The organism is Streptococcus sp. Z556 (assembly GCF_053010225.1).
The window spans coordinates 79331-94006 of record NZ_JBRKNU010000003.1; the positions used below are offsets into that span (position 1 = coordinate 79331).

Sequence of the window (14676 nt, forward strand, 5' to 3'; positions counted from 1 at the left end):
AATATGTTAAAAAAAGAAAAGTTTTTACAAATAGAATAGTAAAGGGAGTTTGGCCATGATTGAAAAAATGGAATTGGGAGAATTTTACAAGGAATTGCGCCTGGCGAGAAAGCTCAAGCAGTCAGATGTGGCTTGCGCCGGACTGACAGCATCCCAGCTATCCAAGTTTGAACTAGGACAGTCTATGCTATCTGCGGACAAGCTGATTCTAGCTATCCAAGGGATAAATGTGACCTTCGATGAGTTTGGGCACAAGCTCAACAACTATCAAGAATCCCCACATATGCGATTTGGTCGAAAGGTTGTGGATCGCTTTGCCCATCAAGATATAGCGGGTTTAGAGCAACTGTTGGAGGAAATCGAACAAGAACAGATGGCAGATACCTATCGTCGTTTGAATGCCGTCGTGATTAAAAATGCTATCCATTCCTTGGATAAAAGCTATCTGCTCGAAGAGGAGGATCGTGAGTTTTTGACCACCTACCTTTATGCTATCGAGTCTTGGACCTGGTTTGAACTTTATATTTTTTGTAATACCATGCCCTTCTTGAGTAATCAGGACCTAATCTTTTTATCCACCTCTTTACTTGAAAAATCCAAGGAATTTAAAGAGTTAGTACACAATCGATTGTATATGAAACAAGGACTGTTAAATATCATCTCAGAGCTCATGGAGCGCAAACTTTTTTCTTATATCCCAATCTTTGAAGCCGAGTTGGAGAGCATGCTCCGTCCATACGATGTTTTTGAGAAATTATTGTGGCAGTTTTTAAAGAAGATGAGCATTTTCCTTCAAACCAAGGGAAGTAATCAAAAAGAGATTGAAGACTTTATCCAATCTCTACAAGTATTAGAAAATCCACAATTAACAGCCCTTTTTGAACTACGCTTACAGCAATATAAAGACCTTATCGATTAACAAACAATCGCAAAAATGAAATTTCTATAAGAAAAAATGTCAAATATGCGATTTTCTAAAATAGGGCATTTTTCGTGTTATACTGTCTTTATTTCATAGTATAGGAGAAAATAAAATGAAAAAGATAATCTCACGCTACTACTTGTTTGTAGCTATTCTACTTGTCATTACTGACCAGTTCTTGATTCGTCTGCTCTTACACAGCGACCTTGCTGCTGGTCTATCTGACTTTGCCTATTATTTGTCGGATATGATGTTGAATTTTCTTGTGGTTCTGCTTGCTATTATTGTTATGGTTTGGTCAGGTAAATGGCAGAAAATCAACAGTAGAAAATTTAAAGGGTCTTATCTTTTTTATTCCTTTTTAGCTCTTCTTGCTTTTGTTATTTGGAATTTTGTCACATTTGTTATTTTCCCACCTACCAAAAATGAAATTGCTTATCAACTGGATGTTCCTACTTTTACAGGTGCAACGGCATTTTTGATGTATTTTTTCTATCCTGTGATTGCAGGTCCCATTTTTGAAGAGATGATTTATCGTGGGTTGGTGATGACTGCTCTGGAAAAAGGAAAGAAGTGGGGTCTGGATGTGCTTGGTTCTGCTGCTTTGTTTGGAATCTTGCACATTAGTAATCACGGTTGGGTCTTGACAGACTTTTTCGTATATATGGGTGGTGGCCTCATACTTGCAGTCTTGTTTAGAGTAACCAAGTCCATTTATTGGCCTATTGGACTGCATATAGTCAATAATGCCATTGGTCAAATTCTGCCCTTGTTGTTTTAGAGTTTCTGCCAATCATAAAAACAAAAGAACTGACTAGCTAAGTATTATAAATAAGACTGTTTTTTCAGTCTTTTTTATTTTGACTGTCTGTTACTAATTTTTGAGTAGTCCTTTGTTTCCTCCAAATTTAGAGAATAAGTCTCAAAATGTAATCGGAAAATCCAAAGTTTGTCAGTCTGAGACTTTTTTTGTATTGTAGATATATGAGAATTACAAAAATAATTAGTAGTTTGCTTGCTCTTGGAGCTTTACTCATGCTTTTATCAGCTTGCCATCATATCAAAAAGACGCAACTGGTCTTGTTTGAATCCCTTTCTTTCGGTATGCCTGTTAAATCTTTTGAAAAAGTATTTGGAGAGGCTAGCCAAGTGGTGGAAGAAGAGGAAATGGCCTATCGCGATACTTGGCGTGCAGAAGATCTGTATTTCTATAAAACAGGTCGCCTTTTCTATGATTACGAAAATATTTCTTTGAAGGACCATAAAGGTCGAGTAAGATTCACATTTTCAAAATCGCATCGCTTGGAGACAGTAGCGACTTATTTCCCCGTTTCCTCCAAAGCTGAGCAGAAAGCATTGCTCGATACCTTATCCCAGAATGTAAAAACTGAACTTGAAGCACTTCCAGATTACCAGTCCATGATCACTGATCCGGTAGGACTATACGATGACGGTTATCGTTACAAGGTCAAATTGAAAGGACAGCAGTGGGAACTCTGGGTCGATGTCTATCCGACAGAAGATGAATATGCTGAAAAAACTGTAGCCAACAAGTATATGATTCGAGTGGATCAATTTCTCATGTATCCATAATACATCCTATTCAGTACTTTTTACTAGTTCCAAGTTCCAAACTCTAAACTTTTTTCTCTTTTATGAATGTGTTATAATATTTCTTGCTGTGGCTGTGACCTTGAACAGCCTCAAACGAAGAAAATAAGAGGAAAAAAATGAAAGAAAAAGGATTTTGGGAAGGTGTTCAGGCTGCCATGCCGACTGCCCTTGGCTATGTTAGTATCGGTCTAGCTTGTGGGATTATCGGTGCGCCCTATGTGACACCTGTTGAGATGGGCCTGATGAGCCTCTTTGTTTATGCTGGGAGCGCCCAGTTTGCCATGTTGGCATTGATTGCGGTCCAAGCACCTGTAGCAGCCATTGCCATGACAGTCTTTTTAATCAATTTACGACTCTTTTTGCTGAGCTTGCATGCGTCGACCTATTTCCGTCATACCAGTCTCTGGCAAAATATCGGTATGTCTAGTCTCTTGACAGATGAGACTTACGGGGTTTTGATGGGAGAATTAGCCCATACAGACAAGGTCAATCCTATGTGGATGCATGGGAATAATCTCAACAGTTATGTAGCTTGGTTTGTTGGGACAGTTGTTGGGACAGCTCTAGGTGGTTTACTGCCAAATCCAGAAATCTTTGGCCTTGATTTTGCCCTTGTGGGAATGTTTATCGGGATTTTTGCTTCGCAGTTCCAGATTATGCAAAGACGGATTCCTGTCCGCAATCTGCTGAAAATCCTAGCAGTTGTTACGGTGTCTTTCTTTTTGCTCTTGACAGTGGTGTCTCAGCCTCTAGCTGTTCTATTTGCGACGCTACTTGGATGTACAATGGGGGTGGTCTTAGATGGTCAGTAAATATCTTTTGTTAGCCGTTATCTTTTCAGGCCTAGTGACTTGGATACCTCGTATGATTCCCTTCATCTTGGTTAAGTACAAGGGTTTGCCAGCTATCGTTGAGCGTTTTTTGAAATTTTTGCCTGTTTCCATCATCTTTGCCTTGATCCTTTCAAGTGTAGTGTCAGGTAAGATTGGGAGCCTACCTCAGATCAAGTGGCTGGACTTCTTGGCAGTTTTTCCAACGGCTTTTGTAGCCTTTCGCTACCGCAATCTAGTTGGCACGGTTCTCTTTGGAGTGGTCTTGATTGCAGTCTTGCGTTTGGTCTTTTAAATCAGTCATAAAGAAAACTTATCACAGAGATAGATATCATATAATGGCGTAAATTCCTTTTTTCTGTTAAGATAATACAGTATTCTATTTTGGAGGAAATGACATGAAAAAAATCGTTAAATATTCATCTCTTGCTGCCCTAGGGCTTGTTGCTGCAGGTGTACTAGCAGCGTGCTCAGGTGGTGAGAAGAAAGATGCAGCATCAGGTGAAGCAACATCTGGTAAAAAAGAAATCGTCGTAGCAACTAACGGTTCACCAAAACCATTTATCTATGAAGAAAATGGTGAATTGACTGGTTACGAGATTGAAGTGGTTCGTGCCATCTTTAAAGACTCTGACAAGTATGAAGTCAAGTTTGAAAAGACAGAATGGTCAGGGATTTTCCCAGGACTTGATAGTGATCGTTATCAAATGGCTGTTAACAACCTCAGCTATACCAAAGAACGTGCAGAAAAATACCTTTACGCAGCACCAACTGCTAAAAACCCTAACGTTCTCGTTGTGAAGAAAGACGACGATAGCATCAAATCTCTCGATGATATCGGTGGAAAATCTACTGAAGTTGTTCAAGGAACAACCTCAGCAAAACAATTGGAAGAATATAACAAACAACACGCAGACAATCCAACGGTTCTTAACTACACTAAGGCAGATTTCCAACAAATCATGTCTCGTTTGAGTGATGGCCAGTTTGACTACAAAATTTTTGATAAAATCGGTGTTGAGACAGTTATCAAAAACCAAGGTTTGGACAACTTGAAAGTCATCGAACTTCCAAGCGACCAACAACCTTACGTTTACCCACTCCTTGCTAAAGGTCAAGATGAGTTGAAATCATTTGTAGACAAACGTATCCAAGAACTCTACAAAGACGGAACTCTTGAAAAATTGTCTAAACAGTTCTTCGGAGACACTTATCTCCCAGCAGAAGCTGATATCAAATAAATTTGTAAATCATCCATTCTCTGGTAGATGGATGGTTTTCCATTCTGGAGGTATATAGTTTTAAACTATATGTCTGCCTATCTATTAACAATTTGTTAAATCAAATAAAGTATGAGATACTATTACGGTATTATTTTTAAAGGAGAAAGAATCATGAACATTAAAAAATGGCTCGGCGTAGCAGCTCTTGCTACAGTCGCAGGTTTGGCTCTTGCAGCTTGCGGAAATGCAGAAAAGAAAGCAGACAACGAAACAGTTGTCAAAATTGCAACAGTTAACCGTAGCGGTTCTGAAGAAGCACGTTGGGATAAAATCCAAGAATTGGTTAAAAAAGATGGAATTAAATTGGAATTCACAGAGTTCACTGACTACTCTCAACCAAACAAGGCAACTGCTGACGGTGAAGTAGACTTGAACGCTTTCCAACACTACAACTTCTTGAACAACTGGAACAAAGAAAACGGGAAAGACCTTGTAGCGATTGCAGATACGTACATCTCACCAATCCGCCTTTACTCAGGTAAAAATGGAGAAGAAAACAAGTACACCAAAGTGGAAGAAATCCCAGATAACGGTGAAATTGCTGTACCAAACGATGCAACAAACGAAAGCCGTGCGCTTTACTTGCTTCAATCAGCTGGTTTGATCAAATTGGATGTTTCTGGAACGGCTCTAGCAACAGTTGCGAACATCAAAGAAAATCCAAAGAACTTGAAGATTACAGAATTGGACGCTAGCCAAACAGCTCGTTCATTGTCATCAGTTGACGCTGCCGTTGTAAACAATACCTTCGTTACAGAAGCAAAATTGGACTACAAGAAAGCACTCTTCAAAGAGCAAGCTGATGAAAACTCAAAACAATGGTACAACATCATCGTTGCGAAAAAAGATTGGGAATCATCACCTAAAGCTGATGCCATCAAGAAAATTATCGCGGCTTACCACACTGATGAAGTGAAAAAAGTTATCGAAGAAACATCAGACGGTTTGGACCAACCAGTTTGGTAATAAGACACAGGGAGGTGGGAGAGTTTCCACCTCTTGCTTTTGTCTAGACTGTTGGTTTTGAAGAAGATAATCTAGTCGTCCGTCCATAGACACAAGTCCTTAGAAAGGGAGAGAAAAATGGTTTTTCCTAGCGAACAAGAACAGATTGAAAAATTTGAAAAGGATCATGTCGCCCAGCATTATTTTGAAGTTTTGCGTACCTTGATTTCCAAGAAATCAGTCTTTGCCCAGCAGGTCGGGTTCAAGGAAGTCGCCAACTATTTGGGTGAGATTTTCAAGCGTGTGGGAGCTGAAGTTGAGATTGATGAGAGCTACACGGCGCCTTTTGTCATGGCGCATTTCAAGAGTTCGCGTCCAGATGCTAAGACCTTGATTTTCTATAATCACTATGACACCGTACCAGCGGACGGAGATCAGATTTGGACAGAGGATCCCTTTACACTTTCTGTGCGAAATGGCTTTATGTATGGGCGTGGAGTGGACGACGATAAGGGTCATATCACGGCTCGTTTGAGTGCTCTGAGAAAGTATATGCAGGACCACAATGACTTGCCAGTCAATATCAGCTTTATCATGGAAGGGGCAGAGGAGTCTGCTTCTATGGATTTAGATAAGTATTTAGAGAAACACGCAGACAAACTCCGAGGAGCAGATTTGCTAGTTTGGGAGCAAGGAACCAAAAATGCCTTGGAGCAGTTAGAAATTTCTGGTGGAAACAAGGGAATCGTGACCTTTGATGCCAAGGTGAAAAGTGCGGATGTGGATATCCACTCGAGTTATGGTGGTGTCGTGGAGTCAGCTCCATGGTATCTTATTCAGGCTCTAAGTAGCCTACGTGCAGCAGATGGACGTATCTTAGTAGAAGGCTTGTACGAGGATGTCCAAGAGCCGAATGAACGAGAACTAGCCTTGGTGGATACCTACGCACAAGGCAACCCGGGAGAAATCAGTAGCATTTACGGCTTGGAATTGCCTCTCTTACAAGAGGAGCGCACTGCCTTTCTCAAACGATTCTTTTTTGAGCCTGCACTCAATATAGAGGGAATCCAGTCTGGTTATCAAGGTCAGGGTGTTAAGACTATTTTGCCAGCAGAAGCCAGCGCCAAGCTAGAGGTTCGTCTGGTTCCTGGTTTAGAACCGCAAGATGTTCTGGAAAAAATTCGGAAACAGCTAGACAAAAATGGTTTTGATAAGGTAGAATTATATTATACCTTGGGAGAGATGAGCTATCGAAGCGATATGAGTGCGCCAGCCATTCTCAATGTCATCGAGTTGGCCAAGAAATTCTATCCACAGGGCGTTTCAGTCTTGCCGACTACAGCGGGGACAGGACCTATGCATACGGTCTTTGACGCCTTAGAGGTACCTATGGTAGCCTTCGGTTTAGGCAATGCCAATAGCCGAGACCACGGTGGAGATGAAAACGTGCGGATCGCCGATTACTACACCCATATTGAATTAGTAGAGGAGCTGATTAGAAGCTATGAGTAGAGATATTATCAAGTTAGATCAGATCGATGTGACTTTTCACCAAAAGAAGAGAACCATCACAGCAGTCAAGGATGTGACCATTCACATCCAAGAAGGGGATATCTACGGAATCGTAGGATATTCTGGAGCAGGAAAATCCACTCTAGTCCGGGTGATTAACCTCCTGCAAAAACCATCTGCAGGCAAAATTACCATTGACGACGATGTGATTTTTGATGGTAAGGTGACCTTGACGGCAGAGCAGTTGCGTCGCAAACGTCAAGATATCGGAATGATTTTCCAGCATTTCAATCTGATGAGTCAAAAGACAGCAGAGGAAAATGTGGCCTTTGCCCTCAAACACTCTGGACTCAGCAAGGAAGAAAAGAAAGCAAAAGTTGCTAAGTTGTTAGACTTGGTTGGTTTGGCAGATCGTGCTGAAAACTACCCTTCACAACTATCTGGAGGGCAAAAACAGCGTGTGGCCATTGCGCGTGCCTTGGCCAACGATCCGAAAATTTTGATTTCAGACGAGTCAACGTCTGCCCTCGACCCTAAGACAACCAAGCAGATTTTGGCCTTGTTGCAAGATTTGAACCAAAAATTAGGCTTGACCGTTGTCCTGATTACACACGAAATGCAAATTGTCAAAGACATTGCTAATCGTGTGGCAGTCATGCAGGATGGCCGTTTGATTGAAGAAGGCAGTGTCCTTGAAATCTTCTCAGATCCTAAACAACCTTTGACCCAAGACTTCATCTCAACAGCCACAGGAATTGACGAAGCTATGGTTAAGATTGAGAAGCAAGAAATCGTAGAACATTTATCTGAGAACAGTATTTTAGTGCAACTCAAGTATGCAGGGGCTTCGACAGACGAACCACTTTTGAATGAATTGTATAAACATTACCAAGTAACAGCTAATATTCTCTATGGGAATATTGAAATCCTCGATGGCACTCCAGTCGGAGAATTGGTTGTGGTCTTGTCCGGTGAAAAATCAGCGCTAGCAGGTGCTCAAGAAGCCATCCGTCAGGCGGGTGTGCAGTTAAAAGTACTGAAGGGAGGACAGTAAAATGACAGACTTGATTCAAACTTACTTACCAAATGTCTATAAGATGGGCTGGTCTGGTCAGGCAGGCTGGGGAACAGCCATCTACCTTACTCTTTATATGACAGTTCTTTCCTTCATTATCGGAGGGTTCCTGGGGCTCGTTGCAGGTCTTTTCCTTGTCTTGACAGCGCCAGGCGGTGTCTTGGAGAACAAGGTCGTTTTCTGGATTTTAGACAAGATTACCTCAATTTTTCGTGCGGTTCCCTTCATCATCCTTTTGGCCATCTTGTCACCACTTTCTCACTTGATTGTTAAGACTAGTATTGGGCCAAATGCAGCCCTTGTCCCACTCTCTTTTGCGGTATTTGCCTTCTTTGCCCGTCAGGTGCAGGTCGTCTTGGCTGAGTTGGATGGTGGTGTGATTGAAGCGGCTCAAGCTAGTGGAGCGACTTTCTGGGATATCGTTGGGGTATACCTATCCGAAGGTCTTCCAGATTTGATTCGTGTGACGACTGTGACCTTGATTTCCCTTGTTGGTGAAACAGCTATGGCGGGAGCAGTTGGTGCTGGTGGTATCGGTAATGTGGCTATTGCCTATGGGTTCAACCGTTACAATCACGATGTGACCATCTTAGCGACCATCATTATCATCTTGATTATTTTTACAATCCAGTTCTTGGGAGATTTCTTGACCAAGAAATTAAGTCATAAATAAAAAGAGCCGAAGGGCTCTTTTTTAGTGATTAGATTTTGTGTGTAAACTTTTTACTAATGACTTGCCCAAGCAAAGCACCAATCAAGGCACAAAGGAGAATGCTTGCGACAAAGAGAAAAATTTTGTCTAGCTCTGGAGCGACCATGATACGGTCAATGTATTCCTGAGATTTTCCACGAGCGAGGAGAGCTGCCTCGTAGGATGCTGGATTGATCCACATGAGGAGGATAGGACCACTTGTGCTAAAAGCAAAGACTAGGAAGGAGAAAAGATTTTTAATCTTATCCTGATAGTGACCGAGGCGAGCGGTGGCATCTGCTGCAAGACCGCAGGCGATAGCTGGTAGAAAGGCTCCAGCGCCGTGTTTACTAGCTAGGAAGAAGAGAGCCATAAAGAGCCCTAGAGTGGAAATGGCACCAAAGCGAGGAACTTTTACCAGAAGAAACATGTAGACGCTCCCCCCAACAAGGGCTGAAAAAGCCGGAGCATAGAACATATTGCCCGTTGAGTCAACCAGGTGTCCAAGTACTACTCCAATCCCTAGACAGAGGAAATAGAGGACGACAGCTAAGAGGGTGGTTAAGATATTTTTCTTCATGAGTTTCTCCTTAATATAGACTAACAAAATCAATTGTATCATGCTTTTAGAGGATTGTAAATGGACACTCTATATTTTTGAAAACGTTTGAAATATGATATAATAGTTACACAGTTGTTTGAAGGAGGATATCATGGGAAAATTTCTAGAATTCGTCTTTAATCGTTTCTTTTTAGGAATGATTGTGACGGCTTTTTTCTGGTTATTCACACTAGCAGGAGGTGTGGTCTTTGGTTTGGCACCAGCTAGTGCAACCCTTATGAGTTTATATGCTGAGCACGGTTATACTTATCGAGCTTATAGTTTGAAAGAAGCTTGGGAACTCTATAAGAGTAACTTTGTCAAGAGCAACCTCGCTTTCTATAGTTTTGTATTTGTAGATCTAGTATTAGTTTATGGTCTGTATCTTTTGGTTCAATTGCCCCATCAGACTATTTTTCATCTCTTGGCAACCTTTCTTAATGTTCTTGTAGTGGCCCTTGTCTTTCTAGCCTATACTGTTTCCTTGAAACTTCAGGTATATTTTGATTTATCCTACCGAAATACCGTGAAATTGTCCCTTATTGGGATTTTCATGAGCTTGCCAGCAATCGCCAAGGTTCTGATTGGCACAGGCTTGCTTGTAGGAGTTGGTTACTATATGCCTGCTCTCCTCTTTTTTGTAGGAATTGGTGTGTGGCATTTCTTTATCAGTGATATGTTGGAACCTATTTATGAAAGTATCCATGAAAAATTGGCGACAAAATAGAATGAAGCAATTTTGGCTTCACTCTCTTTTACGAATTTATAGCCTCGTTATGATCATCATCATTGCTAGTTTTGCGGTGATGATTTCCTATGCTGACTGGGATTCGCGCGAGAAAGAAGCTCAGCGAGTAGCTCAACGCGTGACGACTCGGACAGTAAGTGAGATTGAATATTACCATAGAGAGTCGACTCGGCTTGCCCAGACTTTGGTTGAAAATCAGGCTCGTATCGAAGGGATTTACAAGTACTTTAGTCTCAGTACGCCAGACTATTTTTATTGGCAATTAGAGCGCAAGGCTTCTCCTTATATCTCGGTATCCTTGTATGAAAATATCGACGATCTCTATGTTCGCAATGATTTTGTGACAGGGGTGGCAATTGTCCTCCAAGATTACAAAGAAGTTTTTGTTTCAACTAGAGGGAAACGAAGTGGAGAAAAAATTCCAGCAGAAAATTTCAAACCAGCTCCCAATAGTTTTGCCATTCCTGTATCCGATCCCGTTTCTGATCAGGATTTAGGAGTGATCTACATCTCTTTATCCCCAGATGTCTTGCGTGGAGCTATTGACAATACCCGAGGCAACACCCCAATGGCTGTGACGGTGACTTCGCCTTTTGATACGGAGATGTTTCAGCTTGGGGAGAAGGTGTCAGCAGAGCGGGAGAACTGGCTTGTAGGAGTCACCTCTCATGGCTATCAAGTTCGTGTAGCCGTCCCTAAGGATTTTGTTCTTAAGGGAACGTTGACTAGTTCTGCTGTCATTATTGGACTAAGTATTCTCTTTATCATCATTTTGTATATCACTCTGAGACAGACCTTTTCAAAATATCAAAAGCAGGTGGTGGATTTGGTCGAGTCTATTCAGGTTATTGCTCAAGGAGAAGAGGGACTTCGCATCGATACTTCTGAGAAAGATCAGGAGTTACTCCTTATCTCAGAAACAACCAATGATATGTTAGATCGACTGGAAAAAAATATCCACGATATTTATCAGTTGGAACTTAGCCAAAAAGATGCCAATATGCGAGCCTTGCAAGCTCAGATTAATCCGCATTTTATGTATAATACATTGGAATTTCTTCGCATGTATGCGGTGATGGAAAGCCAAGATGAGCTGGCGGATATTATCTATGAATTTAGTAGCTTGTTGCGTAACAATATCTCCGATGAGCGTGAAACGACCTTGCAACAAGAACTAGAATTTTGTCGTAAATACAGTTATCTCTGTATGGTTCGCTATCCAAAGTCAGTAGCTTATGGCTTTAAGATCGCGCCAGAATTAGAAAATATGAAGATTCCCAAGTTTACGCTCCAACCATTGGTCGAAAATTACTTTGCCCACGGTATTGACCACCGCCGAACAGACAATGTCATCAGCATCAAGGTCTTGAAGGGTGAGGGATTTGTTGAAATTCTAGTGGTAGACAATGGTCGTGGCATGCCTGCTGAAAAATTAGCTGCCTTGCAAGAGAAATTAGCTCAGAGAAGTTTTGAGCACGAAGCAAGCTACAGCGGCGAGCGACAGTCAATCGGAATAGTGAATGTGCACGAACGCTTTGTCCTCTATTTTGGGGATCGCTACCAAATCCGTGTAGAGTCAGCTGAGCAAGAAGGTGTTCGCTATCGAATCACTATCCAGGATGAATAGAAAGGGTAGAAATGTATAAAGTTTTATTAGTAGACGACGAGTACATGGTGACAGAGGGGCTCAAGCGCTTGATTCCCTTTGAAAAATGGGATATGAAAGTCGTCGCAACAGCTAATCATGCTGACGATGCTCTAGGTTATGTCAAGCATCATCCGGTTGATGTGATTATTTCGGATGTCAATATGCCCGATAAAACAGGACTGGAGATGATCAAGGAGATGAAGGAGATTCTCCCAGATGCCTATTATATCTTGCTATCTGGCTATCAGGAGTTTGACTATGTCAAGAAAGCAATGAACCTGAGTGTCGTGGATTATCTGGTGAAGCCAGTGGATAAGGTGGAGTTGAGTCATTTATTAGAAAAAATTGCGAGCCAACTTCAGGAAAAAGTGGTGCAGAGTCAGACTCTCAGCCAAGAATTGGATGAAGAAGGCTTTGTCAACTTCTTAGCAGGTAAAGACAACTGGTGGATAGGTCTTTCCAAGGAAAAACAAGGTTCTTTCACTATTCCTTACTATGTTTTAGGTCAAGACTGGCAGATTTTCATCTCTGATCAACCACTAGATGGAATCGTAGTAACGCCCTTTGTAGCACCCTACCAACAAGCCTTTGAAAAATGGAAGATCAACGCAGAAAAAGCCCTCTTTTACGGTTCTGTCAATCTAGAAAAATCCGAGAGTCTATTTGCTTATTACGAACCGATTTATCGCGTGATTATCCAAGGAAATATCAATCAAATCATCGAAGAATTGACCCTGCTGGAGAAGGTTGTCTTAGAGAATACACCGCGCGTGGCTATCACCAAACAACTCTTCACTCAATTTGTCATGGATGTCTTCCACTTGTTTGAGCATCTAAAAGCGGATGATATGACAGAGATTGTCAAAGCCATCCATGCTATTAACTCCTTTGAAGAATTGGTTGCCTACATCAAAGCAACCTTGACTAAGTTCTTTGGCCAGTATCGGATGAATGAAAATGTGGTCAGTGTTCTAGAGGTGATCGGCTGCGATTATCAAAAAGAGCTCTCACTTAAGGATATTAGCAAGGATCTCTTTATTAACCCAGTCTACCTCGGTCAGCTGATTAAGCGAGAAACCAACTCGACCTTTGCAGAACTGCTCAACAAACAGCGAATTAAGGCAGCGCAACAGCTCTTGCTTTCAACCAATGATAGTATTGAAGATGTTTGCTATGCCGTTGGTTACAGTAATGTCGGCTATTTTTACAAAGTTTTCCGTAAATTGTGCGGAAAATCACCAAAAGCTTACCGAAAACAAGTCGAGACAGGCCTGTAAGAATTGTATTTCTGTACGAAAAATGCTATAATGTCCAAAAGGTTTTATAGGAGGAAAATATGAAAAAGAAACCAATTTATCTCTGGATTTTGTTAGTCCTATCCGCACTCATTTCTGCTTCGTCATTATTTGGCATCTTGGGCCCAGTCCCTAGCAAAGAAGTTCTTCGTGCGAGTCTATCTAATAGTGGATCTCTTACTGCTCAGCAAATAGAAGACACGGTTAACTATACCTACCAAGTAACAGCATCATCGCACTCAATTTTTAATGTAGTTTTGATTGTTTTATCTGCTATTTTAGTTGTGGTAGCCTTTGTGTTCTTAGTTCGTAAAAACGTCCAATTTGCCAACTATGCTTATCTTGGCTATCTTTTGCTAGCGATTGTTGGTTTGGTCTATTCTTTTGTGAACATTCAAGATGCAATTCAATTGATCAAAGATGATACCCTAGGCTTAGGAATAGGCACATTAGCAAAAGGAACCGTTATTTTGTTCATGATTATCAATGTCCTCTTTTTAGCTTTAGTCCTTTACAAGATGTGGCGCCAACAAAAAGATTTGGCTGAGGAAGCCGAAGCAGAGGAAGTTGCCTAAGTATTGACAAAAGAGAACTATCAAGTTACAATCTTGGTAGTTCTTTTAATATCCAAAAATAAAAATCGAGGTCAATATGAAAAAAATATCCTTAGTTTATATCAGTTTGAGCGGGAATACAGAGAGTTTTGTAAGCCGACTCAAGGACTATCTCCTGTCCCAGCACAAAGGGATTGAGGTCCAAAAGATCCATATCAAGGATTTGGTCAAGGAAGGGAAAGATTTCTTTGAGATGGACCATCCTTATGTCGCCTTTTTACCAACCTATCTAGAAGGTGGAAATGGTGTCGACAACGGCGATGTTGAGATCCTGACGACTCCAGTGGGTGATTTTATCGCCTATGGAGACAATGCTAGTAAGTGTTTTGGTGTAGTGGGATCTGGTAATCGCAATTTTAATAATCAATACTGTTTGACTGCCAAGCAGTACAGCCAACGTTTTGGTTTCCCTGTTCTAGCAGATTTTGAAATGAGAGGCATGCTGGGAGATATTAAAAAGGTTGCAGCGATTATCGCGGACTTATATGGATTGGAAAGTTAAGCTTCGGCCTAGCTTTTTCTTCTACTTTATTTATTTAAAATCTAATAGGAATCTTTAGCCGTTTCATGAAGAAGAGAAAAATCCGAGAAGAAGACTTCTCGGATTTTGATTATTTGAGTTGATCAGTGATTTCCTTGGAAAGCATGAGTCCCAAACGATAGCCCTTGTTGATGTAGGCGATGACATCGTTGATATTCTCTGTTGTTTGGATTCTTTCGTGGATATCTGCTTTGAAAGTTTCGTCTTTTAAAAGCTGCTCCTGAAGAAGTTTCTGAAGTTTTTCTTTTTCGTATTTATTGATGAGAAAAAGAACGACAAGACTGATAAGAACTAAGATATAAGCGTACTGGCTCATAAAATCTCCCCTGATTTGATAAAAAATTGAAGGCATAAGAA

General features: G+C 41.1%; 17 protein-coding genes. 15 read left to right on the plus strand and 2 right to left on the minus strand.

The window, feature by feature from the left end; translation table 11 throughout:
- The first annotated feature begins 55 nt into the window (after positions 1-55).
- The 10 genes from ACVC7S_RS04770 (at position 56) to ACVC7S_RS04815 (ending at position 8854) form a co-directional block, all read left to right on the plus strand.
- A complete protein-coding gene (locus tag ACVC7S_RS04770) occupies positions 56-919 on the plus strand; it encodes an XRE/MutR family transcriptional regulator (RefSeq protein WP_447266385.1) in 864 nt (287 codons plus the stop codon).
- Between the two features lie 115 nt (positions 920-1034).
- Positions 1035-1703: a lysostaphin resistance A-like protein gene (locus ACVC7S_RS04775; RefSeq protein WP_444817576.1), complete on the plus strand. Its 669-nt coding sequence runs from the start codon at positions 1035-1037 to the stop codon at positions 1701-1703.
- A gap of 203 nt (positions 1704-1906) precedes the next feature.
- A complete protein-coding gene (locus ACVC7S_RS04780; protein ID WP_447266386.1) occupies positions 1907-2515 on the plus strand; it encodes a hypothetical protein in 609 nt (202 codons plus the stop codon).
- A gap of 137 nt (positions 2516-2652) precedes the next feature.
- On the plus strand, positions 2653-3348 hold the full coding sequence (locus ACVC7S_RS04785; protein WP_447266387.1) for an AzlC family ABC transporter permease: 696 nt from the start codon (positions 2653-2655) through the stop codon (positions 3346-3348).
- A complete protein-coding gene (locus ACVC7S_RS04790; protein WP_061407499.1) occupies positions 3338-3661 on the plus strand; it encodes an AzlD domain-containing protein in 324 nt (107 codons plus the stop codon). The genes ACVC7S_RS04785 and ACVC7S_RS04790 overlap by 11 nt, the downstream gene beginning before the upstream one ends.
- A 103-nt stretch (positions 3662-3764) precedes the next feature.
- Complete coding sequence (locus ACVC7S_RS04795) at positions 3765-4607, plus strand: amino acid ABC transporter substrate-binding protein (protein ID WP_444817578.1); 843 nt, start codon at positions 3765-3767, stop codon at positions 4605-4607.
- Positions 4608-4760: 153 nt separating this feature from the next.
- A complete protein-coding gene (locus tag ACVC7S_RS04800) occupies positions 4761-5615 on the plus strand; it encodes a MetQ/NlpA family ABC transporter substrate-binding protein (RefSeq protein ID WP_447266388.1) in 855 nt (284 codons plus the stop codon).
- 117 nt (positions 5616-5732) lie between these two features.
- Positions 5733-7106: a M20 family metallopeptidase gene (locus tag ACVC7S_RS04805; protein WP_447266389.1), complete on the plus strand. Its 1374-nt coding sequence runs from the start codon at positions 5733-5735 to the stop codon at positions 7104-7106.
- A complete protein-coding gene (locus ACVC7S_RS04810) occupies positions 7099-8160 on the plus strand; it encodes a methionine ABC transporter ATP-binding protein (protein WP_061407488.1) in 1062 nt (353 codons plus the stop codon). Before ACVC7S_RS04805 ends, ACVC7S_RS04810 begins: the two co-directional genes overlap by 8 nt.
- A gap of 1 nt (position 8161) precedes the next feature.
- Positions 8162-8854: a methionine ABC transporter permease gene (locus ACVC7S_RS04815; RefSeq protein WP_220106705.1), complete on the plus strand. Its 693-nt coding sequence runs from the start codon at positions 8162-8164 to the stop codon at positions 8852-8854.
- Positions 8855-8882: 28 nt separating this feature from the next.
- Here ACVC7S_RS04815 and ACVC7S_RS04820 read toward each other — a convergent pair whose 3' ends face one another.
- Positions 8883-9452, minus strand: coding sequence for an MptD family putative ECF transporter S component (locus ACVC7S_RS04820; protein WP_061407485.1), 570 nt, complete (start codon positions 9450-9452; stop codon positions 8883-8885).
- A 133-nt stretch (positions 9453-9585) separates the two neighbouring features.
- Here ACVC7S_RS04820 and ACVC7S_RS04825 point away from each other — a divergent pair, with 133 nt between their 5' ends.
- The 5 genes from ACVC7S_RS04825 (at position 9586) to nrdI (ending at position 14280) form a co-directional block, all read left to right on the plus strand.
- On the plus strand, positions 9586-10200 hold the full coding sequence (locus ACVC7S_RS04825; protein WP_049536854.1) for a YesL family protein: 615 nt from the start codon (positions 9586-9588) through the stop codon (positions 10198-10200).
- Positions 10178-11848, plus strand: coding sequence for a sensor histidine kinase (locus ACVC7S_RS04830; protein WP_000800566.1), 1671 nt, complete (start codon positions 10178-10180; stop codon positions 11846-11848). Before ACVC7S_RS04825 ends, ACVC7S_RS04830 begins: the two co-directional genes overlap by 23 nt.
- An 11-nt stretch (positions 11849-11859) precedes the next feature.
- On the plus strand, positions 11860-13146 hold the full coding sequence (locus ACVC7S_RS04835) for a response regulator transcription factor (RefSeq protein WP_447266390.1): 1287 nt from the start codon (positions 11860-11862) through the stop codon (positions 13144-13146).
- Between the two features lie 59 nt (positions 13147-13205).
- Positions 13206-13739: an ABC transporter permease gene (locus ACVC7S_RS04840; RefSeq protein WP_447266391.1), complete on the plus strand. Its 534-nt coding sequence runs from the start codon at positions 13206-13208 to the stop codon at positions 13737-13739.
- Positions 13740-13815: 76 nt separating this feature from the next.
- A complete protein-coding gene (gene nrdI, locus ACVC7S_RS04845; RefSeq protein WP_447266392.1) occupies positions 13816-14280 on the plus strand; it encodes a class Ib ribonucleoside-diphosphate reductase assembly flavoprotein NrdI in 465 nt (154 codons plus the stop codon).
- Positions 14281-14389: 109 nt separating this feature from the next.
- On the opposite strand, the gene ACVC7S_RS04850 is transcribed toward nrdI, so the two are convergent.
- Positions 14390-14635: a hypothetical protein gene (locus ACVC7S_RS04850; protein ID WP_000084851.1), complete on the minus strand. Its 246-nt coding sequence runs from the start codon at positions 14633-14635 to the stop codon at positions 14390-14392.
- Between the last annotated feature and the right edge of the window lie 41 nt (positions 14636-14676).